Consider the following 20,970-nt stretch of genomic DNA (forward strand, 5'->3'; position numbering starts at 1 on the left):
GCAGCGCCATGCCGACAGCAACGATCGAACGTCCGAGCAACGTCTCCGCGGCACTGGCCCGCGGCCGGCTCGGCATCCCCTCGGTGATCTTCTTCGTCCTCTCCGCCGCGGCCCCGCTGACCGTGGTCGCCGGCGTGGTCACCACCGGCTACGGGGTCATCGGGGTGACCGGCATCCCGTTGGCGTTCCTGGTGGTCGCCGCGGTGCTCGGGCTCTTCTCCGTCGGCTACGTGGCGATGGCCCGCCGGGTCGCCAACGCCGGCGCCTTCTACGCGTACGTCTCCCGGGGGCTGGGCCGCCCGGCCGGCGTGGGCGCGGCCTGGGTGGCCCTGCTCGCCTACAACGCGTTGCAGGTGGGGCTCTACGGCACCATCGGCGCCGCGGCGGAGCCGGTGCTGGACCGGCTCTTCGGCGCGCACCCGGACTGGTGGGTGGTGGCCCTGGCCGCGTGGGCGGCGGTCGGTGTGCTCGGCGTGCTCCGGGTCGACGTCAACGGCCGGGTGCTGGCCGCGCTGCTGGTCGCCGAGATCCTGGTGATCCTGGTCTTCGACCTCGGGCAGCTGACCAACCCGGCCGGCGGCTCGGTCAGCCTCGCCGCCCTCTCCCCGGACAACCTGGCGGTGCCCGGCGTCGGCGCGGTGCTGGTGCTGGCCATCCTCGGTTTCGTCGGCTTCGAGTCGGCGGTGGTGTTCAGCGAGGAGAGCAGGGACCCGCGCCGGACGGTGCCGGTGGCCACGTACCTCTCGGTGGCCATCATCGCCGCGCTCTACGCGCTCTCCGCCTGGAGCATGACGGTCGCGGTGGGCCCGGACCGGATCGTCGCCGAGGCGGGCGAGCAGAGCGTCGGGCTGATCTTCAACCTGGCCGGCACGCACCTCGGCGACACCGCCGTGACCATCGGTCAGGCGCTCTTCCTGACCTCGGTGCTGGCCGCGATGATCTCGTTCCACAACACCACTGCCCGGTACGCCTTCGCGCTCGGCCGGGAGCGGGTGCTGCCCCGGGTGTTCGGGCAGACCTCGGCGCGCACCGGGGCGCCCCGGGCGGCGTCGCTGGCGCAGAGCGCGCTCGGCCTGGTGGTGATCGTGCTGTACGCGGCCAACGGCTGGGACCCGGTGGTGCAGTTGTTCTACTGGTGCGGCACCAGCGGCGGCTTCGGGGTGCTGCTGCTGGTCGCCACCACCTCGGTGGCGGTGATCGCCTTCTTCGCCCGCTCCGGCGCGGCGGAGACGCTCTGGCGCCGGGCGGTCGCACCCGGGCTGGCCACCCTGGCCCTGCTGGTCGTCGTGGCGCTGGCGGTGGACAACTTCGCCGACCTGCTCGGGGTGTCCCCGGAGTCGCCGCTGCGCTGGGCGGTCCCGGTCAGCTATCTGACCGCCGCGCTGCTCGGCGTCCTCCAGGCACTGCTGCTGCGGCGGCGCCGGCCGGAGACGTACGCCCGGATCGGGCTGGGCGCGGAGAGCGCGGCGGCGGCCGTGGCGGCCGGGCCGGGCACCGGCGGCGCGGGCGGGGCGGGCGTGCCCGACGCCGGAACGGCGGTGCGGCGGTGACCCGGGCGGCCGAGGTGGCGGTGCGGCGGCTGGCGCCGGCGGAGACGGCGCTGGTGGCCGGGCGGATCGCGGAGGCGTTCCTGGTGCTGGACGCGACCCGGTGGCTGGTGCCCGACGCCGCCCGGCGCCAGGCCGTGCTGGCGCGCAACTTCGAGATCCTGGTCGACCACGCGATGCGGCACGGCCTGGTGTACGGCACCGAGGACCGGGACGCGGTGGCGGTCTGGTTCCCCTCGGTCGGCGAGCCGGTGCCGCCACCGGAGGACTACGACGCCCGGCTCGCCGCGGCCTGCGGCGAGTGGACCGAGCGCTTCGCCCACCTCGACGAGCTCTTCGCCGCCAACCACCCGCATCCGGACCACCACCACCTGGCGTTCCTCGCGGTGCGTCCGGCGCGGCAGGGGCAGGGGCTCGGCACGGCGTTGCTGCGGCACCACCACGCCTGGCTGGACGCCAACGGCGTGCCGGGCTACCTGGAGGCGAGCAGCGAACTCGGCCGTGACCTGTACGCCCGGCACGGCTACCGGGTGGCGGAGCCGTTCCGGCTGCCCGACGGGACACCGTTCTGGCCGATGTGGCGCGAGCCCCGCTGACCGGGAGCGGCTCACGGGGGTGCTGTCGGCCCCGGGCCCGGCGAACGGGGCTACCGGTCCCGGCGTCGCCGGGCCCACTTGCCCGGCCGGGCGGGATGTACCGCACGGGCCGTCGGGTCGGGTGATCCGGCGGCCCGGTGGCCGGACACGACGGTGGCCGGGCCCGCCGACCCGGCCACCGTCCACCACCGGCGTCAGTAGGTGCCGTCGAGCTGCCCGCGCAGCTTGGTCAGCGCCCCAGCCAGCAGCCGGGAAACGTGCATCTGCGAGACGCCGATCTGCTCGGCGATCTGCGACTGGGTGAGGTTGCCGTAGAAGCGCAGGGTGAGGATCTTCTGCTCGCGCTCGTCGAGGGTGGCGAGCGCCGGGCCGAGGGCCACCCGCAGCTCGGCCAGTTCGAACTCGCCGTCCTCGCCGCCGAGCATGTCGCCCAGCTCGGTGGCGCGGTCGCCGTCGCCGGTCGGGGTGGACAGCGACACCGCGTTGTAGGCGCGGGCGCCCTCCAGACCCTCCAGCACCTCTTCCTCGGTGATCTTGAGGTGGGCGGCGATGTCGGCGACCGTCGGCGAGCGGCCGAGGGTCTGCAGCAGCGTGCTGTTCGCGTCGGAGATGGCCAGCCGCAGCTCCTGCAGGCGGCGGGGCACCCGGATGTCCCAGGTGCGGTCCCGGAAGTGCCGCTTGAGCTCGCCGATGATGGTGGGGATCGCGTAGCCGGCGAAGTCGACGCCACGGGACGGGTCGAACTTGTCGATGGCCTTGATGAGCCCGACGGCGGCGGTCTGCGCCAGGTCGTCGGTGGGCTCGCCGCGCCCGCTGTAGCGGTGGGCGAGGTGGTTGGCCAGCGGCAGCCAGGCCTCGATCGCCCGGTCGCGCAGCGCGGCTCGCGACGGGTGGTTGGCGGGCAGTGCGGCCATCGCGTTCAGCAGGTCGGCGGCGCTGTCGGTGAGCGCTCGCGGGTCGAGCTTCTCCGTGGTGGGTGCGCTCGTCGCCTGCTCGCTGATCGTTGGCGCGGTCATGGGTGGTCCTCCCTGCACCTCGTCCGCGGATATGAGACGTGACGCTTTGGTTTAGCTTCAGATGGGCCGTTCGGGACTCACCTTAGCCTGATCGGCTTGGCCAAAGCCAGCCGAAAGTACGATGTACTTAAGTTACTCTTCATCATTAAGGGCGTGAACCGGACAGAACGCAGGGTGATTGTGAGGGTGATTACCGGTTCGGACGACCGACTCCGTGCCGGCCGGACATCCGCCGCCGGTCACCGCTCGGTCACCCGGGTCCCGCCGACCGGGCAGCCGGGAACCCGACAAGTCGGCAGGAGTGTCGACTTTCCGTCGTTGTCCCATCGACGGGACCGGCCTAGCGTCGCCTGTACATCGTCCGGTTCGGAGGCGTCGTGCTCGATCCAGCCGCTCCCCAGCTCGTGGTGAACAGCCGCACGCTCTACTTCAGTTGGCTGCCGGCCGACCCGGACGCGGTCGCCGCGCTGGTGCCGCCCGGACTGCGCGCGCAGCCGGACCGGCAGGTCTTCATGAACCAGTACGTGGTCGAGGACGACAGCCAGACGTCCGGCTTCGGGGCGTACTCGCTGACCTACGTCGGGGTGTCGCTGAGCGGGGTGGACGCGCCCGGCGGCGAGAACGCCGGCGGCTGGTGGACGCACTACGTCACCTCCAGCCGGCGGGTCCGCGAGTACGCCGTCGCCCGGGGCGCCCCGACCTCGCTCGGCCGGACCACCATCGAGGTGCGCGGCGGCACGCTGGTCGCCGAGACGGAGATCGACGGGGTGCCGTTGATCCGGGCCCGGTGCCAGGTGGGGGAGACCGGCAGCGTGATCAGCAGCGGGCACCACCGGTACTTCACCGCCCGCGACGATCAACTGCTCAGCTCGGTGTACCCGTACGTCGCCGAGCCGGTCACCTCGTTCGTGATCGACTCGGTGGAGTTCCTCGAGCCCCGGCACTCCACCTACGCGCTCCGGCCGGCCAACCCGCTCACCATCGGCTTCGGGTTCTACGCGCCGCGCGCCTCGTTCGCCTATCCCGGCGGCTTCACCGTCCATCCCGGCGGCCACGGCGCGCACGCCGCGCCGGTCGGCGTACCGGCGGAGCGGGTGAAGGCGCAGCGCGGCGGCGAGTGGCCGGCGACGACTCACCAGGTGCCGGACCGCCGTGCCCGCAGCGGCCTGCCGTCCGGGTCGTAGACCAGCCGGTACGCCGGCAGTGCCCAGGCGCGGGTGTACCAGCGCAGCCGTTCCGGGCGGTGCGGGCGCAGCCGGCCCGGCGGACGCCGGCCCACCCGGCCGCCGTCGTACCACCGCTGGAGCGCCTCGGCGGCGGCCGTGATCGCGGCGACCGCGTCGGCCGGGTCGAGCAGGTCGGCGTCCTCGCCGCCGGCCGCCGAGACCGCCTCGCTGAGGTTGCGGTTCTCCTCCTCGCTGTACGCCAGCGCGTCGAGGTGGGACCGCCAGATCAGCCCCTTGACGACGACCCCGCGCCGCGCGGCCCGGGCGAACAGCTGGGCCACCGTCGGGCCGTCCGGGCGCAGCCGCTGGTCGGGGTCGCCCCGCCAGTCGGCGAAGAAGAGGTGGTCACCGGCTTCGAGGGCGTCCACCTCGTCGACCAGCCGGTCGAAGTAGGCGGCACCGTGAATTAACGGCTCGGCAAGGTTTCCGCTGGCCCAGCCGGGTAACTCAGATACCGGGTTGGCGCGTTCCGGTGCGGTGAGGAACCAGTCCCGCAGCGCCACCGCTCCAGCCCTCCCGAGGTCGACAACCTCACGGTAGGACCCCGCCGGAGGTCCGCACGCCGGCAGGCACGCGCCGACCGGTGGCCGCCCCCGGCACACCCGCCCCGAACGACGCGAACCACCAAGGAGGCCACACCATGCGCGGCGAGACGACGAACTCCGTGACCGAGTACCGCGAGCAGGCGGTGGAGGGCGAGCGGGGGGCGCTGGTGGCCGTGTTGGTGATGGTGATCCTCGGCGTCGCCGGCATATTCGCCGTGTCCTGATCTGCCGCCGCGACGGCGGTGAGCGCCCCGGCATAGCCGGGGCGCTCCGCGACGGCGACGGTCAGGGCCGGGTGCCCTGACCCCCGGTGTGCGGCAGCCGCTGCGCCGGGATGACGCCGAGCCGCCCGGCCTGGAAGTCCTCGACCGCCTGGATCAGCTCGTCCCGGCTGTTCATCACGAACGGGCCGTAGTGCGCCACCGGTTCCCGGATCGGCTCGCCGCCCATGATGTACAGCTCCAGCGCCGGGGTGTGGCTGTCCTGTCGGGCGTCGGCGGCGAACCGGAGCGCGTTGCCCGGCCCGTGCACGGCGAGCTGGCCGGTGTGCACCGGGCGGGCGTCCGTGCCGACCGTGCCGCGCCCGGCCAGCACGTAGACCAGGGCGTTGAAATCCGGCCGCCAGGGCAGGTCGACCTGCGCCCCCGGCTGGACCGTCACGTGCGTGACAGCGATCGGGGTGTGCGTGGCGCCCGGCCCCTGGTGCCCGGCGATCTCGCCGGCGATCACCCGGATAAGCGCGCCGCCGTCCGGCGTGGTGAGCAGGGCGGCCTCCCGGCCGCGGATGTCCTGGTACTTCGGCGGGATCATCTTGGCCACCCGGGGCAGATTGACCCAGAGCTGGGTGCCGTGGAACAGCCCGCCGCTGACCACCAGGTGCTCCGGCGGAGCCTCGATGTGCAGCAGCCCGCTGCCGGCGGTCATCCACTGGGTGTCGCCGTCGGTGATGGTGCCGCCGCCACCGTGCGAGTCCTGGTGGTCGAAGACGCCGTCGATGATGTACGTCACCGTCTCGAAGCCGCGGTGCGGGTGCCACGGCGTGCCCTTCGGCTCGCCCGGGGCGTAGTCGACCTCGCCCATCTGGTCGAGGTGGATGAACGGGTCCAGCTCGCTCAGCGGCACCCCGGCGAAGGCCCGGCGGACCGGGAAGCCCTCGCCCTCGTAGCCGCTCGGCGCGGTGGTCAGCCGGCGGACCGGCCGGAAGGTGGTGGACTCGTCGAGCCGGGGCAGGCGGGGCAGGACGAGCACGTTGTCGACGGTGATGGCGGGCATCGGGGCTCCGATAACTGTCGCTGTCGCCGAGGGTGGTCGACGCGTCGCGCCCGGCGCGCAGGCGCCGGCCGAGCCGCTCGAAGACCCGGGTGAGGCAGGCGACCTCGGCGTCGTCGAGGTCGTCCATCAGGTGGGTGCGGACGGACTTCAGGTGGTGCGGGGCGGCCTCCCGCAGGGTGAGCAGCCCGGCGGCGGTGAGCACCGCCTCGCTGCCGCGCCGGTCGTCCGGACAGGGCTGCCGGGCCACCAGGCCGCGCTTCTGCATGGAGGAGATCTGGTACGTCAGCCGGCTCGGCGAGAAGACCAATCGGCTGGCCAGGTCACCCATCCGCAGCCGCTGCCCGGGCGCCTCGGAGAGCAGCACCAGCACGTGGTAGTCGGCGAAGCTCAACTCGCTGTCGGCGCGCAGGTCGTCCTCCAGCTGGGTGAACAGCCGCTGGCTGGCCTCGATGTACGCGCGCCAGGCGGCGAGGCGGGTGCGGTCCAGGCTCTCGGTCACGCCGCAAGAGTAGCACTCTTTCAAATTTTGACTAGCACCTTTCCCTGCGTGGCACGGGCTATTGCGAGCCCTCCTAGCGACAGGTGATGCAGCTTTGAAAGACGGGGGTCAGCAAACCGGGCGCGGTGGCCGCACGGAGGTGTCAGCTGTCGGTGCCAGCCCGGGCGTGCGGGCGCTCGTCGGCGGCGGCACGCGACGACGGCCCCGGGTGTCCCGGGGCCGTCGGGTGGTCGTACCTTGGCGCTCAGGCCGGCTGCTGACGCCCCTCGGTCAGGTGCATCCGGCCCAGCAGCTGACGGGCCTGCTCGGCGAACTGGACGTCGACGATGACCGCGTACTGGCCGGCGCGCAGCGAACTGGCCGAGGTGAAGTCGCGCTGGCCGCCGGTCATCGCGTGCGCCACAGCGCCGAAGACCGCGCCCCAGATGGCGCCGATCACCAGGCCGACCAGGATCACGGCGAGCCAGTTGCCCACCGTGAAGATGCCGAAGAGCAGCCCGATGAACAGGCCGAACCAGGCCCCGGTGCCGGCCCCGACCAGCGCGGCCCGACCGGTGGTCATCCGGCCGAGCACCGTCTCGACCAGGGTGAGGTTGGTGCCCACGATGGCGGTGTGCTCCACCGGGAACCGGTTGTCCGCCAGGTAGTCCACCACCCGCTGGGCGGACGGATAGTCCGGATACGAGCCGATCGTCACGGTTGGCGGGCCCGTCTCCGGCCCGTGGCCGTCGCCGCCGGGCGCCGCCAGCCGTCCCGCCGGGCCGGTGGGAAGGGTGTCACCGCCCGGCATCCCGGGACGCCAGGCCGAGGTCGGATTGGTCATGAGCGTCCTCCTTTGTCAGCCTGTTGTGTTCCCCACAGCCTGCGCCGGTAACGCCGGCCCGGTCACGGAGTGCGGCGGGCGCCCCGCCGGAGACCATGCCTGGTGGAAAGACTGGGTGCGTCTGTTGTCGTTCCGGCGACAACAGACGCACCCGAACGTGCGGGCCGGCGGTCAGGGTCCGGCCGGTTGCGGACAGGGTCGCGCGAAGTTGCGCGCCGTCGGGTGACGGCGCGGTTCGGTCCGCGCCGTCGCGTGGTCCCCGTCGGCCGGGTGCGCCGACCGGGCCCGGTGGCCGGCCCGGCCGGCGTGCCGCTGGCGGGTACGGGTCAGGAGCAGGCGGTGCCGTCGAGCGCGAAGCCGCCCGGCGCGGGCAGCGTGCCGCCGGAGTACGTGCCCTGGAAGCCGAGGGTGACCGTGCCGCCGGCGGGCAGGTCGGCGTTCCAGGCGGCGTTGCGGACGGTGATCCGGTCGCCGGACTGGCTCCACTCGCCGTTCCAGCCGTTGCTCAGCCGCACCCCGGTACCGGCGGTGAAGGTGAGCGTCCAGCCGGTGCGCGCGGCGCCGTGGTTGCTCAGCCGCAGCTCGGCGGTGAACCCGCCCGGCCAGGAGTTCGGCGTGTAGGTCACCGCACAGCCACCGGCGGGCGGGGTGGTCGGCGGGGTCGTGGTCGGGGGAGTGGTGGTCGGCGGGGTGGTGGTCGGCGGGGTGGTGGTGGGGGGCGTGGTGGTGGGCGGTGTGGTGGTGGGCCCGGCCGCGATGGCCAGCTCGTACGCCCGCTGCGGCACGAACTGGCCGGCCGGGGCGATGCACCCGTCGGCCTCGCCGGGCAGCTTCACCCAGAGGAACGCGTCGATCGCCGGGTCGCCGGTGGCGGTGGTGCTCGGCGTGCCGATCGCCCGGCCCTCGGGGTCGCACCACTCCGAGCCGGCCGGACCGTTGCCGTTGCGGCTGGTGTCGATGACCGCCTTGAGCCGGGATACCCCGGTCGCCGCGATCACCGCCTTGGCGTACCCGACCTCGTCGGCGGTGCGACGGTAGTTGGAGACGTTGAGCGAGATGCCGTCCGCGCTGTTGGCGATGTCCGCGCCGGTGAGCCGGGCGGCCGCCTCGCTGGGGGAGAGCCAGGCCGAGTGGCCGGTGTCGAAGTAGACCTTCGCGGCGGCCGAGGCGGCCTTGAGCCGCTTGCCGGCGTACGCCATCGAGGCCATCGTCTCGGCCTGCTGGGCGGCGGTCTGGCAGTTGGTCATCAGCGGCAGCACGTCCGGCTCCAGCACGATGGTGGCCGGGCGGCCGGCCAGTCCGGCCGCCACCTGGTCGACCCACTGCCGGTAGCTGGCGTGGTCCGGGGCGCCACCGCCGCTCGCCCCGCTGCAGTCCCGGTTGGGGATGTTGTAGACCACCAGGATCGGCACCTTGCCGGCGGCGGCCGCCGCGCCGACCAGGGCGTCCACCTCGCCGCGTACGGTCGAGGTGTTGGTCCGGGTGAACCAGCGACCCTGCGGCACGTTCGCGATCCGGTCCCGGATCACCGCCGCGCGCGGGTCGCCCGGGTTGGCCGCGACCCAGGCCGCCGCGGCGGTGGCCGGGTCGACGTAGAACGCCGAGTCGGCCGCGGACGCGGCCGGGGCGCGGAGGATGCCGACGGTGGCGGCGGCGACGGTGAGCGCGGCGGCGGCCGCGGCGAGCGCCGGTCTGCTTCTCATGCTCTCTCCCGGGGTAGATCGATGAGCGCCGCTGGAAGCGCTCCCATGCATGGTCGTCAACCTACGGCCTGATCGCCGCCGTGTGAAGACCCGGTTGCCGCGCGTCCCCGGCGGGATCCGCGGCGAGCCGGGAGAATGCGGGAGTGCGCCTGGTCATCACCGCCGACACCCACGTGCCGAAACGGGCCAGGGACCTGCCGGCGCCGCTGTGGGCGGCCGTCGAGGCCGCCGACGTGGTGCTGCACGCCGGGGACTGGGTGGACGAGGCGCTGCTGGACGCGATGCTGGCCCGGTCCCACCGGCTGGTCGGGGTCCACGGCAACAACGACGGCCCGGCGCTGCGCGCCCGGCTGCCCGAGATCGCCCGGGTGGAGCTGGCCGGGCTGCGGGTGGCCGTGGTGCACGAGACCGGCCCGCGCGCCCGGCGTGAGGAGCGCTGCGCCGCCCGCTTCCCCGGCTGCGACCTGCTGGTCTTCGGCCACTCGCACATCCCCTGGGACACCGTGGCCCCCGGCGGGCTGCGGCTGCTCAACCCGGGATCGCCGACCGACCGCCGGGCCCAGCCGTACGCCACCTACCTGACCGCCCGGGTGGCTGCGGGGCGGCTCGACCAGGTCGAGCTGCACCGCCTGCCACCGCGCTGACGGGTCAGCGGCCGCGGCCGGTCTCCGCCTGGAGTTCGTCGATCCGCTTCGAGGCCCCCGCCTTGGTCAACCCGTCCGGCACGTCCGCGTCGCAGAGCGCCTGGCGGTCGGGCCGCGACCTGGGCCGGGCCCTGGTCGAGCGGCTGCGCTGACCGCCGGCGCCGGGCCGCCCACCGGGCGGAGGGCGGCCCGCCGGCACGGCGTCCGGCCCCCGGGGCGGACGGAGGGTCGGCGTGGCGCAGGTGGGCGGGTCAGGCCCAGGCCGCGCCGGCCACCGGCTCGGCCGCCACCGAACAGCGCGATCACCCAGTGCTCGGCCGGGCGGCCGGGGGCGCCGCGCAGCGACAACCACCCCACCAGCGGCCGGACCAGGAAGATCAGGGCCAGCCCGACCGCGGCGGCCGGCCAGGTCAGCGGGACCAGCAGGCCGCCCACCACGGCGCCGCCGAAGAGCAGCAGCAGCAGGACGGTCAGCAGCCGCTCGACCTGCTCGGCGAAGTCGTGCAGCACGGTGTGGTACTCGTGGGTGCGCTCGGCGGCCCGGATCGCCCGGGCGGCCACGAACACCGCCAGGAAGCCGTACCCGCCGGCCACCTCCACCAGCCCGTACGCCAGGAAGGTCGCGGCCAGCGCGAGGAAGCCCTCGGCGTGCCGGGCCAGCCGCAACGGGTTGGGCGCCCGGAAGAAGAGCTTGCCCAGCAGCCAGCCGACCAGCCAGCCGCCGAGCACCCCGACCGCGACCTTGTAGAGCACGTCGACGGCGAGCCACCGGCCCACCCAGTCGGCCGGGGCGAGGCCGGCGGCGGCGATGGCGATGGCCGCGTAGACGAACGGGAAGGCCAGCCCGTCGTTGAGCCCCGCCTCGGAGGTGAGCGCGAAGCGCACCTCGTCCTCGTTGTCCTCGACGTCGGTCGGCTCGCCGACCTGCACGTCGGAGGCGAGCACCGGGTCGGTGGGGGCGAGGGCCGCGCCCAGCAGCAGCGCGGCGGCCGGCACCAGGCCGGTCCACCACCGGCCGAGCAGGGCCACCGCCGCGATGCACAGCGGCATCGCGATCGCCAGCAGCCGCCAGGTGAACGACCACCGTCGCCAGCTCAGCGGCCGGTCGATCTTCAGTCCGGCGCCCATCAGGGCGACGATCACGCCGATCTCGGTGAGGTGGGTGGCGATCTCCTTGTGCACCAGCGGGTCGGGGTCGGGCAGGCCGGTGGGGAGCAGGAAGACGAGCATGCCGAGCGCCAGGAAGGCGATCGGCATGGAGAGCGGCCGGCGTTCCAGCGCCCGGGGCAGGACTCCCGCCAGCAGCGCACCGACACCGACCACCGCGAACGCGACGTCCACCGGCTCCACGACCACCACCCTTCGCCACGCCCGCGGGACGCGGGCAGGTGGTGACAGTCCCTGCCCCGCCGAGGGTGTCCGTATTCCTCCCCGCCGAGCCGAAGCGGCGCGCGGATCACCGCCGGGCGAGGACGGGCGAGTCGGGCAGCGCCGCCAGCAGTGCCGCCGGGTCTTCGTAGACGGCCACCGCGCCGGCGCCGGCCAGTTCGCCGCGGCTGGTGCCGCCGCAGGTCAGGCCCACGCACGGGATGTCCAGCGTGCCGGCGGCGGCGACGTCCCAGACCGAGTCGCCGACGAAGACCACCCGGGCGGCGTCCAGCCCGGACTGCTCCAGCGCGGCGACCAGGATGTCCGGCGCCGGTTTGCTCTGCCGGGCGTCCGCCGACGAGGTGACGGTGTCGATCACGTCGTCCGCGGCCAGCGCCCGGCGCAGCGCGGCCACCTCGTGCTCGGCGGCTGAGGTGGCGAGCACCACCCGCAGCCCGTGCTCGGCGCACGCGCGCAGCAGGTCGGCGGCGCGCGGCAGCGGCTGGAGCCGCTCCCAGTACTCGCCGTAGAGGGTGTCGTGGGCGTCGCGCAGCCGGTCGTCGGCGGCCCGGTCGCGTTCCGGGCCGAGCAGGTGGTCGAGCAGCTTGTCCGAGCCCATGCCGACGGCGCGGTGGATGGTCGCCATCGGGACCGGCCGGTCGTCCTGGCGCAGCGCCTCCCACCAGCTCACGGTGTGCAGGTACGTGCTGTCGACCAGGGTGCCGTCGACGTCGAAGAGCACACCGGCGGGGTTGTCGGTAGGCATGTGGCGCCTCCCACCCTCTCCGGGCCCGGCCGACGCCAGCGGCGTCAGTCGGACGGCAGCAGGATCTCGAACCAGACGGTCGACCCGCGTACGGTCGGGTCCGTCCCCCAGGCGTCGCTCAGCTCCTCGATCAACCCGAGCCCGCGCCCCCGGCTGCTCAACGTGTCGGTCTGCGCCCGGGTGACGGTGCCCCGGGTGCCCGAGTCGGCGACCGACACCAGCAGTCGCTCCGGGCTGAGGTCGATCTCCACCCGGGCGGCGGTGCCGGCGTGCAGCAGCGCGTTCGTGGTCAGCTCGCTGGTGCACAGGATCGCCGCCCCGACCACCGAGTCGGCCACCCCCCACTCGGTGAGCTGCCCGCTCATCCAGTGCCGCACCCGGCTCGGCGCGGTCGGCTCGGCCGGCACCTCCATGCTCGCCGACCGGCTCGGCCGCAGCGCGTGCTCCACCGCGAGCACCGCGACGTCGTCCTCGGTGGCGCCGGGCACCGCCGCGGAGGCCACCGCGCAGAGCGCCCGGGGGTCGCCGCTGCCCGCGCCGGCGACCGCCTCGGCCAGCGAGCCCAGGCCGGTGGCCAGGCCCTGCCGCCGGCGTTCCACCACGCCGTCACTGAACAGCAGGAGCGTGTCGCCGGGCGCGAAGCGGACGGTGGTGGTGGCCGGCCGGGAGCCCAGCCCGAGCGGGGCGCCGGTGGGCACCTCCACGTATTCGGCGAGCGGCTCGCCGGTCGGGTCGCACCGCCGGATCAGCGGGGCCGGGTGGCCGGCGCTGGCCAGGGTGAGCCGCTGCCGCTCGGCGTCGACCACGCCGAGCACCACGGTCACGAAGAGCTCGTGCGTGCCGGCCTCGGCGCCCAGGCTGGTGACCAGCCGGTCGAGCCCGGCCAGGACGGCGTCCGGACGGGGGTCGCTGAGCGCCAGCGCGCGCAGCGCGGCGCGTACCTGCCCCATCCGGGCGGCGGCCTGCACATCGTGCCCGGCCACGTCACCGAGCACCACGCCCAACTCGCCGCCGGGCAGCAGGAAGGCGTCGTAGAAGTCCCCGCCCGCGGCGTTGCCGTCCACCCCGGGGTCGTACCGGGCGGCGATCCGCAGCCGGGGCAGGTCCGGCAGGTGCTCCGGCAGCATGCTGCGTTGCAGCAGCTGGGCGGTGCCGTGCTGGGTCTCGAACCGGCGGGCCCGCTCGGCCGCCTGGCCGGCCAGCTCGGCGGCGGCGGCCAGCAGCGCGCGCTCGGCGGCCGACCAGCTGTGCGCCGCCTGGTAGCCGACCGCCAGCCCGCCGCGGACCACCGAGGCGCGCAGCGGTACGGTGGCCAGCGCCCTGATCTTCTGGTCGTGCCGGTCCACCGCGGTCTCCCGCAGCGGCTGCCCGTCCGCCGCGAAGTGCGGCACCCCGCTGCGCGCCACGACCACCACCGGGGCCGGCCAGTCTGCCGGCGTACGTCGCCACAGCGGCGGCAGCCGCTCGTCGGCCTCGTCCAGCAGCTCGCCGCGGATCCGCCGGACCAGCCGCCAGCCGCCCCCGCCCTCGTCGACGGCGAAGGTGACCAGGTCGGCGTCGAACGAGGTGATCGCGTGACGCAGCGCGACCCGGGCCACGTCGTCCAGGGTGAGGGTGCCGGCGAGCGCGGCGGAGAAGTCGCTGAGGCTCTGCAACTGCTGGGTGACCTGGGTCGTCTCCGCCGCCACCGCGAGCACCCCGACGATCCGGCCGGAGCCGTCCCGCACCGCCGAGTAGCCACGGGTGAAGACGACGTGCTCGACCACCCCGGATCCGCGGCGGTGCAGCGGCAGGGTGGTCTCCTTCTCCAGGAACGGCTCGCCGGTGCGGTAGGTGTGCTCGACCGCGTCACCGAAGCCGGGGGCCCGCCAGATCTCGGCGAACACCTCCGGGGCCGGCCGGCCGACCGCCTCCGGATGCTTGTCGCCGATCAGCTCGGCGTACCCGTCGTTGTAGAGCAGCAGGAAGTCGTCGCCCAGGGTGAGAGCCATCGGAACCGGGGAAGCCAGCACCACGTCGACCACCGCGCGCAGGGTCGGGTCCCAGCCCTCCGGCGCGCCCAGCGAGGTGCCCGCCCAGTGGTGGCCGAGGACGGCGGTCGCGGCACCCGGGGCGGCCGGCGCCCCCGAGACCGGCGCTGGTGGCGTGGGGACCCGCCCGACCGTTCCTGGCATGACCGCAGCCTAGCCCGAGCACCGGTACACCATTCCGGATCATGCGCCGCGCGTCGCGTCGGATGCCTGTTAATGCAGCTCAGTGACGGTGTGCCGCGACATGTCGGGAAAAACGTGGTGACCGGCGCGGCGTGCCCGGTGAGCGACGGGGTAAGCGCGCGGCGCAGACCATGCGACAGGAGGGACATCATGCCGGAAACCCTGGCGGTCAGGCAGGTCGACATCGGCGATGCCGTGGCCGACATGTGGAGGTCGGTGCTGTTGTTCATACCGAGGGCCATCGCGTTCATCGCGATCCTCGTGGTCGGATGGCTCATCGCCAGAGCCGTCCTGAAGATCGTGGACACGGTACTGGAACGATTGAACTTCGACCGGGCCGTCGAGCGCGGCGGCATCAAGCGCGCACTGGAACGCACCAAGTACGACGCCAGCGACATCCTGGCGAAGTTGGCGTACTACGCCGTGCTGCTGTTCACCCTGCAGTTCGCCTTCGGCGTCTGGGGCCCGAACGCGATCAGTGACCTGATCTCGGGCGTGGTCGCCTGGCTGCCGCGGGCCTTCGTGGCGATCGTCATCGTGGTGGTGGCGGCCGCGATCGCCAACGCCGTCCGGGACCTGATCTCCGGCGCGCTCGGCGGGCTGTCGTACGGCCGGGTCCTGGCCGACCTGGCGGCCATCTTCGTGATCGCGCTCGGCGTGATCGCGGCGCTCAACCAGGTGGGCATCGCCACGACGGTGACCACGCCGGTGCTGATCGCGGTGCTCGCCACCGTGGCCGGCATCCTGATCGTCGGGGTCGGCGGTGGCCTGGTGCGGCCGATGCAGAACCGCTGGGACCGCTGGCTGGACCGGATGGCCGAGGAGTCGCGGGCGGTGCAGGCGCACCGGCAGGCCCAGGCGGCCGGCCGCGGCGACATGGAGCGGCAGATGGCCGACCGGGCGCCGCAGCCCACGCGCGAGCAGACGATGGCCGGTGGGGGCACCTACCAGTCCGGCGCGGCGAGCGACGAGACACAGCAGTTCCGCCGCTGATCCGGCGTCCGTACCGCACCGAGGAGGGTGTCCGCCGGTGGCGGGCGCCCTCCCGGCGTCGGTCAGAGCGCCGGCAGCGGACCCGGGGCCGGCGTGCCCAGCGTGCGGGACAGCGCGCAGACCGCCAGCAGCCGGGTGACCGGCCAGTCGGGTTCGGACCAGTCCACCGGCCCGGTCGGCGGCTGCCAGCCGTGCTCCAGAGCGGCCGAGCGCACCCCTTCGGCGTAGCCGGCGAGCGCGGCGGCGCTCAGCGGCCGGCGGTCGCCGGCCAGGCTGTCCCGCACCGCGGCGGCGTGCTGGTCGACCAGGGCGAGCAGGCCCGGTCGGGCGGCCGCGGCGGCCAGCCCTTCGGTGCCGATGGCGACGGTCAGGGCGGCGAGGGTGGACCGCGCCGAGTCGACGACGGTACGGGCGGCGACCCGGTTCGACGGCACACGCATGGGGAACGAGGCTAGCCAACCGATCGCCCCGGTGACCTCGGCCGCTCGGGCGGTGTCGGTTCCTCCACCGGTCGGCCGGTGCCGGCCGAGGGGCTTAACCGGGCGCCCGCTGGGCACCAGGGGAACCGCCCGGAGCGGGCCGACCGAGACCAGGGAGGGACGGATGGGACAGTACGCGGACGGCCCCGACCAGGCCCACCGCCGACCAGCCGGGATCAGCGACGAGACGGTGGCCGCCCTCGGCAAGCTGAGCGAGGCGCTGGAGTGCGTGGAGCGGGTCCGTGGCCACCTGTACTCGCTGCACCAGTTGGTCGGGCACGCCGACCTGATGCTCGACGACGCGGTGGAGATGTTCCGCTCCGCCGGGCATTACGACATCGCCGAGCGGATCGCCACCGACCTGCTCGGCCGGAACGTGATCGCCGGGCGGTGGACCTTCCAGATCGTCGAGGACTTCGACGACGGGTACTACGCGCTCTTCCGCGACCTGGACCGCCAGGCCCGCGACCAGTTGGTCGGCGGCCGGCGGCACCTGTACGAGGCGGAGATGAAGGAACGCCGCCGGAGCCGGGGCCGACCCGGCCACGAGGCGCGCCCGGGATCGGCCGGCTAGCCGCCGGGGCGGGCGTCGGCCGGCCGGCGCCGGGCGGCGTCGTCGGCGATGATCACGGTCGCCACCATCAACGCCACGCAGAGGCTGAACAGCCAGGAGCTGTCCGCGACCAGCCTGGCGGAGACGGGCGCCTGGATCGCGGCGAGGAGGAATCCCAGCCAGGCGAGGCGGCGCTGGCGCGTGGAGAGGAAGCCGGAGCCCTGTTGCATCCCGAAAGTCTTACGCGGTGGCCCGGGCTTGCCGTCAGCCGAACGGCCGATTCTGGATGAGCTGTCCGTTTTCCCGACCGTCCGGACCGGATTTCCCGGCTCGGCGGGGGAGGCCCGGGTGAGCGGCGGCGACTGGGGCAGGATTGTCCTCCGTGCCGACCACGCCGCGGCCCCGCGCCGCCCTGCTCCTGCTCGCCTACCTCGCCTTCGTCAGCCTCGGCCTGCCCGACGGCCTGATCGGGGTCGGCTGGCCGTCGATCCGGGTGGACTTCGACGTGCCCACCGAGGCGGTCGGCCTGGTGCTCACCGCGGGCACCGTCGGATACCTCAGCTCCAGTGTGGCCGCCGGCTTCACGCTGGCCCGGCTCGGGGTCGGCCGGCTGCTCGCCGGCAGCACCCTGCTGGCCAGCCTGGCGCTCACCGGGTACGCCACCACACCCGCGCTCGCGCTGATGGTCGGCTGCGCGCTGCTGCTCGGTCTCGGTTCGGGCGCGATCGACTCCGGGCTCAACGCGTACGCGGCGGGCGCCTTCGGCCCCCGGCACATGAACTGGATGCACGCCTTCTTCGGTCTCGGCGTGGCGATCGGGCCACTGATCATGACGGGGGTGCTCACCGCCGGGCTGTCCTGGCGGTGGGGGTACGGGGTGGTGGCCGGAGCCCAGCTCGTACTGGCCGGGGCATTCGCGCTGACCGTGCGGGCGTGGCGGGACCGGGCGCCGGTGTTTGGCGCCGCACCGGCCGCGCCGGGGGAGGGCGGCCTGCCGGCGGAGGTGCGGGTGCCGGTCGCCGGCGCGGACGGGGCGCCGGCCGCGGTGGCGGTCGCGCCGGTACGCGTACGCGAGACGCTGCGCCTGCCGGCGGTCTGGTTCGGCGCGCTGGCGTACGCCGTCTACGTGGCGATCGAGGTGGCCGCCGGGCTCTGGGCGTTCCTGCTGCTCACCGAGGGTAGGGGCCTGGGGGCGGCGGTCGCCGGGCTCTGCGTGTCCGGCTACTGGGGCAGCCTGTTCGTGGGCCGGGTGGTGCAGGGCGTGGTGGCCGAGCGGCTGGGTTCGTCGACGGTGCTGCGGGCGAGTCTGCTCGGGATGGCGGCCGGCGCGGCGCTGATCGCGCTGCCCGGCCCGGCCTGGCTCGCCGTGACCGGCCTGGCCGTCGTCGGCTTCGCCGCCGCCCCGGTCTTCCCGCTGCTCACCCTCACCACGGCGGACCGGGTCGGCGCGGCGCACGCGGACCGGGCCATCGGGCTGCAGATCGGCACGGCCGGACTGGGTGGTGCGCTGATCCCGGCCGGGATCGGGGTGCTGCTCGGCAACACCTCGGTGGAACTGCTCGGCCCGGCGTTGCTCCTGCTGTCGCTCGCCCTGCTCGCCCTGCACACCGCCAGCACCCGCCGCCGCTGACCCGCCCGGGCCCGGCTCACCCGCCCGCCCCGCTGCCCGCCCGGTGCCGCCGCCGGCCGCCGAGGCGATCCGACGGCCGCGTCGGGCCGGGGTCCGGAGACCGCTACAGGGTGTCGGGGCCGGTACGGCCGGTGGTGGACGGGCGGTAGGCACGGTCCCGGTCGGTCGGCTCGCGGCCCGCGCCGGCCGGTTCGCCGCCCCGGTCCACCGCCTCCGGCCCGTGGCCGAACGCGGCCTCCTCGCCGGCGTCGTTGGCGGTCACGTCGTCGGACTGGCCGTCCAGGGTCGACCGCGCGACCGCCCGGTCCAGTTCCTCCAGCGGAATCCGTTCCTCGTTCCGCCACACCTTGTTGTCGTCGGTCATGCCTTTGCGGTACCCCGGCCCGGTTGGCGCAAACGACACGCCGGGTCGCCCTGGTGTCCGGTCACCGGGGAACCGGACGGCGGGTCCGGACACGGCGATGGCCGCCGGGCGTGCCGGCGGCCAGCCGAGTTCGGATCCGAGGGGTTGGTGGTCAGGGCTGCGGCCGGTCGACCTTGCCGCGCCAGGCGCCGGTCTCCTGACCGCGCCGCTCGATGAACTGCTTGAACCGCTCCAGGTTGCCCTTCGCGCGCCGGTCGACGATGCCGAGCTTGTCGCCGGCCTGCTCGACCACGCCGTGCGGCTCGAACTCCAGTTGCAGGGTGACCCGGGTGTGCTCCGGGTCCAGCCGGTGGAAGGTCACCACTCCGGCCTGCTTGGTGCCGCCGGTGGACCGCCAGGCCACCCGCTCGTCCGGAAGCTGCTCGGTGATCTCGGCGTCGAACTCACGCTTCACCCCGGCGATCTCGATCGTCCAGTGGGTCATCGTGTCGGAGAGCTGCCGAACCTCCTGCACCCCCTCCATGAAGTGGGGGAACTCCTCGAACTGGGTCCACTGGTCGTACGCGGTGCGCACCGGGACGGAAACGTCCACGTGTTCGGTAACGCCACTCATCAGGCATTCTCCTCTTCTCCGCCGGTCCGGTCCGGATCGTGGGGCGATCCGGTCACCAGCGGGTCGTCTCGTTCTTGTGGCCGAGCGCCGCCCACACCTCCGAGACCGTCTCGTACCGGGTCCCGTCGGGCAGGCGCTCCAGCTCGGCGACGATGTCGTCCGGCGCGTCGTTGTCCCGCGCGTTCGCGATCAGCGCCGCGCGGTCACCGGGCAGGGCCGACATGGTGATGAACCGCCCGAGCCGGCTGCGCCGCTCGACGTCCTGCGAGCTCATCCCCTGCGGGGCGCCGCTGCGCAGCTCGCCCGCCGGAGCGGTGGTCGCCTCCGGTTGGTCCTCGCCGGCCGGTTCCGGCACCCGGGCCTCGTCGACCCGGGAACCACCGGTCCCCGGCCCCTGCACGAGGCCGCTGACCTCCTGGCTCAGCTGTTCGTCGAGCCTCGGTCCGTGCTTGCTGTTGCCACGCTCCATGCCTGTTGCGCTACCCGGGGGGACCGGCGATAAACCCGGCAAGCGGTCACGTACCGGCCGGCTGCTTCGGCGGCAGCACCGGCTCCTCAGGGTCCGGATCGCCGGCCTGCAGCGCCCGGCCACGCTGCAACTCGGCGTTGATCTGCACGCCCAGCATCAGCGCCGAGTTGGACAGGTAGAGCCAGACCAGGAACGCGATCACCGCGCCGAGACTGCCGTAGGTGGCGTCGTAGGAGCCGAAGTTGGCTACGTACAGGCCGAAGCCGAAGCTGGCCAGCGCCCAGGAGAGCAGCGCCACCGCGCCGCCGGGGGTGAGCCAGCGGAAGCGGGGCTGGCGCACGTTGGGGGCGATCCAGAACAGCAGGGAGAGCAGCAGCATCATGATCGCGGCGAGCAGCGGCCACTTGCTGACGCTCCACACCGTACGGGCCAGGCCCCCGGCGTTGACCAGGTCGCCCACCGCGTCGGTGACCGGGCCGCTGACGATCAGCCCGGTGGCCACCACGGCCAGCAGCGCCAGCGACACCCCGGCCAGGCCGATCTGCAGCGGGCGCAGCTTCCACGCCGGCCGCCCCTCGGTCACCCCGTAGATGGCGTTCGAGGCGCGGGCGAACGCCCCGATGAACCCGGAGGCCGACCAGAGGGCGCCGAGCAGGCCGAAGCTCAGCAGCACTCCGGCTGAACTCTCCTTGTCGACCACGTCGCGGACCACCCGGACGAAACTCTCGTCGGCCACCACCGACCCGGCGCCGATCTCTCGGGCCAGGTCGAGGACGGTGTCGACGGTCCGCTCGCCGTCGGAGACCAGCCCGACCAGGGAGACCACCACGATGGCGGACGGGAACAGCGCCAGCACGCCGTAGTAGGTCAGCGCCGCGGCCCAGTCCGCGCAGTTGTCGGCGACGAAGTTGCGGGCGCTGCGCACCAGCACCCCGCGCCAGGTCCGCCAGCTCAGTTGGCGTACCCGGCGGGGCATCCGCAGGCCGCGCTGGGCGCCGAATGCCGCGCCGGGCTCCGTCGTCGTCATGGCCCGCTCCCTGTGCCCCGGCCACCGGATGACCGCTCCATCCGGCGTCGCCTGGCCCGCCGGTACCCAGGCTCGGAAGACCGCAAACGGCCGCCGCCGAGGGGCGGTTTGTGCCCCGGACGGGCGGGAACTCATACAGGTCACACGGAACCGTCGAAACGGAGGAGGACGAGATGCCCGGGCGCGAGGTACTGCCCAGCACGCTGCGGCGCTCCCCGGCGAAGGCCCAGCGCACGTGGGAGAAGACGCACGACTCGGCGGTGGAGACCTACGGCGAGGGGGAGCGGGCGCACCGGACCGCCTTCGCCGCGGTGAAGCACGAGTTCGAGAAGGTGGGCGACCACTGGGAGCCCAAGGGCCGCAAGGGCCCGAGCGACCGCCAGGCGGCCGGCGGCGGCCCGGAGCGCCGGGCGCCCACCGCCGGTGGGGTGGACGCCAACGCCACCAAGGACCACCTCATGAAGGTGGCCCGCAAGCTCGACGTCCCCGGCCGGTCCAGCATGACCAAGCCCGAGCTGGTCAAGGCGATCGAGAAGGCCAACACCCGGCAGACCGCCAAGGCCCGGGAGAGCGGCCGGTCGCGGAGCCGATGACAGCTTCCGACGTACGACCCAGGGGTGGCTG

At 74.2% G+C, this 20,970-nt stretch carries 24 protein-coding genes and 1 pseudogene; 9 read left to right on the plus strand and 16 right to left on the minus strand.

The window, feature by feature from the left end:
• Nucleotides 1-8: 8 nt before the first annotated feature.
• Nucleotides 9-1,550, plus strand: coding sequence for an APC family permease (locus FHX32_RS31160; RefSeq protein WP_167191302.1), 1,542 nt, complete (start codon nt 9-11; stop codon nt 1,548-1,550).
• A complete protein-coding gene (locus FHX32_RS31165; protein ID WP_486481432.1) occupies nt 1,547-2,143 on the plus strand; it encodes a GNAT family N-acetyltransferase in 597 nt (198 codons plus the stop codon). Before FHX32_RS31160 ends, FHX32_RS31165 begins: the two co-directional genes overlap by 4 nt.
• Before the next feature lie 194 nt (nt 2,144-2,337).
• Here FHX32_RS31165 and FHX32_RS31170 read toward each other — a convergent pair whose 3' ends face one another.
• Nucleotides 2,338-3,159, minus strand: coding sequence for a SigB/SigF/SigG family RNA polymerase sigma factor (locus FHX32_RS31170; protein WP_167191304.1), 822 nt, complete (start codon nt 3,157-3,159; stop codon nt 2,338-2,340).
• A gap of 377 nt (nt 3,160-3,536) precedes the next feature.
• Here FHX32_RS31170 and FHX32_RS31175 point away from each other — a divergent pair, with 377 nt between their 5' ends.
• On the plus strand, nt 3,537-4,343 hold the full coding sequence (locus FHX32_RS31175) for an acetoacetate decarboxylase family protein (RefSeq protein ID WP_167191306.1): 807 nt from the start codon (nt 3,537-3,539) through the stop codon (nt 4,341-4,343).
• On the opposite strand, the gene FHX32_RS31180 is transcribed toward FHX32_RS31175, so the two are convergent.
• Nucleotides 4,292-4,888 carry a phospholipase D-like domain-containing protein gene (locus FHX32_RS31180; protein WP_167191309.1) on the minus strand — a complete coding sequence of 199 codons (597 nt, stop codon included), beginning with the start codon at nt 4,886-4,888 and terminating at the stop codon, nt 4,292-4,294. The genes FHX32_RS31175 and FHX32_RS31180 overlap by 52 nt on opposite strands.
• 137 nt (nt 4,889-5,025) lie before the next feature.
• Between FHX32_RS31180 and FHX32_RS35530 the strand changes: the two genes are divergently transcribed.
• Nucleotides 5,026-5,154: a hypothetical protein gene (locus tag FHX32_RS35530; RefSeq protein ID WP_486481433.1), complete on the plus strand. Its 129-nt coding sequence runs from the start codon at nt 5,026-5,028 to the stop codon at nt 5,152-5,154.
• Nucleotides 5,155-5,215: 61 nt separating this feature from the next.
• Here FHX32_RS35530 and FHX32_RS31185 read toward each other — a convergent pair whose 3' ends face one another.
• The 4 genes and pseudogenes from FHX32_RS31185 to FHX32_RS31200 all read right to left on the minus strand — a co-directional run bounded on the left by FHX32_RS31185 (nt 5,216) and on the right by FHX32_RS31200 (nt 9,227).
• Nucleotides 5,216-6,202, minus strand: coding sequence for a pirin family protein (locus tag FHX32_RS31185; protein ID WP_167191311.1), 987 nt, complete (start codon nt 6,200-6,202; stop codon nt 5,216-5,218).
• A gap of 22 nt (nt 6,203-6,224) precedes the next feature.
• A pseudogene (locus tag FHX32_RS31190) lies at nt 6,225-6,701 on the minus strand (MarR family winged helix-turn-helix transcriptional regulator); the annotation flags it as partial.
• Between the two features lie 244 nt (nt 6,702-6,945).
• A complete protein-coding gene (locus FHX32_RS31195; RefSeq protein ID WP_167191313.1) occupies nt 6,946-7,524 on the minus strand; it encodes a general stress protein in 579 nt (192 codons plus the stop codon).
• 326 nt (nt 7,525-7,850) lie between these two features.
• Entirely contained in the window at nt 7,851-9,227 is a 1,377-nt protein-coding gene (locus FHX32_RS31200) for a glycoside hydrolase family 6 protein (RefSeq protein ID WP_167191315.1), read from the minus strand.
• A 143-nt stretch (nt 9,228-9,370) separates the two neighbouring features.
• On the opposite strand from FHX32_RS31200, the gene FHX32_RS31205 reads away from it, so the two are divergent.
• On the plus strand, nt 9,371-9,871 hold the full coding sequence (locus FHX32_RS31205; protein ID WP_167191317.1) for a metallophosphoesterase family protein: 501 nt from the start codon (nt 9,371-9,373) through the stop codon (nt 9,869-9,871).
• A gap of 4 nt (nt 9,872-9,875) precedes the next feature.
• Here FHX32_RS31205 and FHX32_RS34700 read toward each other — a convergent pair whose 3' ends face one another.
• From FHX32_RS34700 to FHX32_RS31225, 4 genes are all read right to left on the minus strand, one after another.
• Entirely contained in the window at nt 9,876-9,953 is a 78-nt protein-coding gene (locus FHX32_RS34700; protein ID WP_486481469.1) for a DUF3072 domain-containing protein, read from the minus strand.
• Nucleotides 9,938-11,221 carry a cation:proton antiporter gene (locus FHX32_RS31215; RefSeq protein ID WP_486481434.1) on the minus strand — a complete coding sequence of 428 codons (1,284 nt, stop codon included), beginning with the start codon at nt 11,219-11,221 and terminating at the stop codon, nt 9,938-9,940. Before FHX32_RS31215 ends, FHX32_RS34700 begins: the two co-directional genes overlap by 16 nt.
• A 106-nt stretch (nt 11,222-11,327) precedes the next feature.
• Nucleotides 11,328-12,005, minus strand: a complete 678-nt coding sequence (locus FHX32_RS31220) for an HAD family hydrolase (protein ID WP_167191321.1) — start codon at nt 12,003-12,005, stop codon at nt 11,328-11,330.
• Between the two features lie 44 nt (nt 12,006-12,049).
• Nucleotides 12,050-14,179, minus strand: coding sequence for a SpoIIE family protein phosphatase (locus FHX32_RS31225; protein ID WP_167191324.1), 2,130 nt, complete (start codon nt 14,177-14,179; stop codon nt 12,050-12,052).
• A gap of 189 nt (nt 14,180-14,368) precedes the next feature.
• Between FHX32_RS31225 and FHX32_RS31230 the strand changes: the two genes are divergently transcribed.
• Complete coding sequence (locus FHX32_RS31230; protein ID WP_167191326.1) at nt 14,369-15,211, plus strand: mechanosensitive ion channel family protein; 843 nt, start codon at nt 14,369-14,371, stop codon at nt 15,209-15,211.
• A 62-nt stretch (nt 15,212-15,273) separates the two neighbouring features.
• Here the strand turns inward: FHX32_RS31230 and FHX32_RS31235 are convergent, their stop codons facing one another.
• A complete protein-coding gene (locus FHX32_RS31235) occupies nt 15,274-15,651 on the minus strand; it encodes a DUF6401 family natural product biosynthesis protein (RefSeq protein WP_167191328.1) in 378 nt (125 codons plus the stop codon).
• A 163-nt stretch (nt 15,652-15,814) separates the two neighbouring features.
• Here FHX32_RS31235 and FHX32_RS31240 point away from each other — a divergent pair, with 163 nt between their 5' ends.
• Nucleotides 15,815-16,264, plus strand: a complete 450-nt coding sequence (locus tag FHX32_RS31240) for a hypothetical protein (RefSeq protein ID WP_167191330.1) — start codon at nt 15,815-15,817, stop codon at nt 16,262-16,264.
• Here the strand turns inward: FHX32_RS31240 and FHX32_RS31245 are convergent.
• Nucleotides 16,261-16,473: a hypothetical protein gene (locus tag FHX32_RS31245; RefSeq protein WP_167191332.1), complete on the minus strand. Its 213-nt coding sequence runs from the start codon at nt 16,471-16,473 to the stop codon at nt 16,261-16,263. The genes FHX32_RS31240 and FHX32_RS31245 overlap by 4 nt on opposite strands.
• Before the next feature lie 152 nt (nt 16,474-16,625).
• Between FHX32_RS31245 and FHX32_RS31250 the strand changes: the two genes are divergently transcribed.
• Nucleotides 16,626-17,873 (plus strand): MFS transporter, encoded by a 1,248-nt coding sequence (locus tag FHX32_RS31250; RefSeq protein WP_167191334.1) that lies wholly within the window; start codon nt 16,626-16,628, stop codon nt 17,871-17,873.
• 103 nt (nt 17,874-17,976) lie between these two features.
• Here the strand turns inward: FHX32_RS31250 and FHX32_RS31255 are convergent, their stop codons facing one another.
• The 4 genes from FHX32_RS31255 to FHX32_RS31270 all read right to left on the minus strand — a co-directional run bounded on the left by FHX32_RS31255 (nt 17,977) and on the right by FHX32_RS31270 (nt 20,346).
• The gene (locus FHX32_RS31255) at nt 17,977-18,237 is read right to left on the minus strand and encodes a hypothetical protein (RefSeq protein ID WP_167191336.1); all 261 of its coding nucleotides are present in this window, start codon (nt 18,235-18,237) and stop codon (nt 17,977-17,979) included.
• A gap of 151 nt (nt 18,238-18,388) precedes the next feature.
• The gene (locus tag FHX32_RS31260) at nt 18,389-18,850 is read right to left on the minus strand and encodes an SRPBCC family protein (RefSeq protein WP_167191338.1); all 462 of its coding nucleotides are present in this window, start codon (nt 18,848-18,850) and stop codon (nt 18,389-18,391) included.
• Between the two features lie 52 nt (nt 18,851-18,902).
• Nucleotides 18,903-19,319: a DUF2795 domain-containing protein gene (locus FHX32_RS31265; protein WP_167191340.1), complete on the minus strand. Its 417-nt coding sequence runs from the start codon at nt 19,317-19,319 to the stop codon at nt 18,903-18,905.
• Between the two features lie 46 nt (nt 19,320-19,365).
• On the minus strand, nt 19,366-20,346 hold the full coding sequence (locus FHX32_RS31270) for a YihY/virulence factor BrkB family protein (RefSeq protein WP_167191342.1): 981 nt from the start codon (nt 20,344-20,346) through the stop codon (nt 19,366-19,368).
• A gap of 173 nt (nt 20,347-20,519) precedes the next feature.
• Between FHX32_RS31270 and FHX32_RS31275 the strand changes: the two genes are divergently transcribed.
• Complete coding sequence (locus FHX32_RS31275) at nt 20,520-20,939, plus strand: ChaB family protein (protein WP_167191344.1); 420 nt, start codon at nt 20,520-20,522, stop codon at nt 20,937-20,939.
• Nucleotides 20,940-20,970 lie beyond the last annotated feature (31 nt).

The organism is Micromonospora sp. CNZ280, assembly GCF_011759515.1.